Raw genomic sequence first — 2,341 nt, forward strand, 5'->3', positions numbered from 1 at the left:
GACCTTTATGGGGAAAGCTGTACCGTTTCTTTTTTGCAGTTTTTGCGAGGACAAGAAAAATTTGATGGGCTTGAACCTTTGATTGCGCAAATGCATCGTGATGAAAAAAAAGCAAAAGAAATTTTAAAGACAGTACAACCATTATCAAAGTTGGATAGGCTGCTTACTTTTAAAAATATGTCCTAAACTGATCTGAAAAAGAGAGAAGAGCCGTAAAAATAGCACTTAAAGTGATTATAATCACAAAGATATATTCCAAAGCATCATGGAATATATGTTTTTTCCGTTGTTGAGAGGGAGAATCGAATATCTGAAGATCTGATTTTGGCATTATCTTTTTCAAAATTCATTTTATGGCTTTTCTTGTCATTCAAAAGTTTACTGCTTTTTTCTTTCTGATCCGTTAAAAACCATCATAAAAGATGCATTAAAGAATAAGCCCCAGCCTATTTGGCAATAATAGACGTGAAGAGGGAGAAAGACTGTTTTTAAAATTTATGGTTTCTTTTTTCTAATTTGTTTTATTATGTCGTATCGTCTTTTATGATGATATTGAGTTTATGTAAAACCTTACGCCTGTGATATTTTGTATCATATGATGAATATTTAAAAAAAAGGTTTGTTTGTCGAGTCTCGTAAAGTAGAGCGGTGGTCAGCAGCAGCTTTATGCTAACCCCAATCACGTAAACGAGAATGAAGCCGCTTGAAAATGCTTTAAGTCTCGTTTCTCTCGTATATTGTGACAGGTCCTTCACATTAAGGAGACTACGATCGATTGCAGATAAAAAGAAATCATTACGAGAAAGCAGGTGTATTTGCTTCAGAATTTCTCATGCTTTTGATTGATAAAAGTACAACCTTGTTATTGTATCACGTAAATCTTGCAAATTCTCAAGTTAAGAACTGTCCATATATCTCCTTTTTTCTTCACAAATATAACACCTATAATGCAGCGGGCAGGCAGTTTTGTAAGGATATGAAAACGCAAAGCCAATAATGTTTTGTTGTTTTTTGATAGAAGTATTGGATAAAAGTTGGAACATCTTTCCAATCTATGTTTGGTCTATTTGTGACTTTATCGTATTGTTTTTCTCATAAAGCTTTTGCTTTAGCGATCCTCAACGCGAGCAATATGTTTGAGACAAAGATTAAGGCGCTTTAATACTCTCTCTGCTGTTACAGCTTTTGTATGCCAGATGAGAAGAGCCTCCTATATTGCCTAGATTCATTTGGATAATCTCTGAAATCAATTTACAGCCTTATTGGGGAAAAATATGAAGTTATAAAGGGGGAAATCAGTCCAGATGATTGTCTTTTTTAAATTCGGGTTTTCCACTTTCAAAAGTGTCCAGAGCAATATCTCTTAAATCATGAAAATAACAGTTTCAGGCTTTTGTTATTCTTTGAATAGGATATCACGCCCCACGGGTAAAATAAAATGCTGGAATATACTTGTTTTGCTAATTGACGCGCTTGTTTTAAAGAAATATCTCTCAACGCTTCCCATATCAATTTTCACGATGGTACTCATGAATGGTATCATGCAAGCTCCGTTGAGCGCTATCATCTTTATGCCTAATAAAAGAGCAATCTAGCATCATCAGTTATATTGGCAAGCCTCCAGTGTTGTACAGCTTTGGCTATTTGAGAGCGTTTATGAGAGGGAGTTTTTCTTAACTCGTTTTACGCCATACGAACACTTTCTGCTTGTGATATGCAAGAAACACGCTTTTGATTGATTCACTATAAATAGACTGAAAATGGGATAATCTTACGGTATTAGGCGTTCTCATTCAACGTGCAAAATAATTAATTATTATAAATCAATATCTTATAATAACCATAGATTATGGCTTACGGCTTTTTTATAAAATACTCTGCATGCCTTTTATCCGGAATATGGGGTTTTCTTAGTGGTTTTACTGTCATTTTAGGTGTTTGTGGCGTACGAATGAGCTCGTATTGGTAAAGGATTAAGAAAAAGGAGGTGGAGCAGTGATAAAAGGTGAGGTGAAAATAAATTTCCTTGATCATCATATGAATTTTCATGCATTTTTACGGCTTCAGGTGCGCATGTTTGTTGTTTGAGGAGCAAAGCTTGCTTGTAGAGTTTTATGAAGTGGCAAGCCAAGGGAAAGGCGCAAGACAAAGATTATTGACAGATTATTTTTTACAGGTCGATGTGTATTTAAGAGTCTTCATCTTTTAGGGTGAGGAGTAAGTGTGCGAAACCTCTGTTTAAAGCCGTGCTAAACGATAAAGATGCAGCGAGCGTGCTCCGTGCTGGCAATAGGCGAGGAGGGGGAGAGAGGCGGTTTTTAAAATTGTTTGCATAGCTTTA

The 2,341-nt window shown here is 35.6% G+C and carries 1 protein-coding gene and 1 pseudogene; one reads left to right on the forward strand and one right to left on the reverse strand.

Annotated features, from left to right (window positions below; genetic code table 11):
• On the forward strand, positions 1–186 hold a 186-nt coding region (locus ACFIKE_RS09620; RefSeq protein ID WP_375649607.1), incomplete at its 5' end, for a riboflavin kinase.
• Between the two features lie 2,052 nt (positions 187–2,238).
• On the opposite strand, the pseudogene ACFIKE_RS09625 reads toward ACFIKE_RS09620, so the two are convergent.
• Positions 2,239–2,341, reverse strand: a pseudogene (locus tag ACFIKE_RS09625) (TIGR01244 family phosphatase); the annotation flags it as partial.

This window comes from Bartonella sp. MU70NMGDW (genome assembly GCF_042194085.1).
GTDB lineage: Bacteria > Pseudomonadota > Alphaproteobacteria > Rhizobiales > Rhizobiaceae > Bartonella > Bartonella grahamii.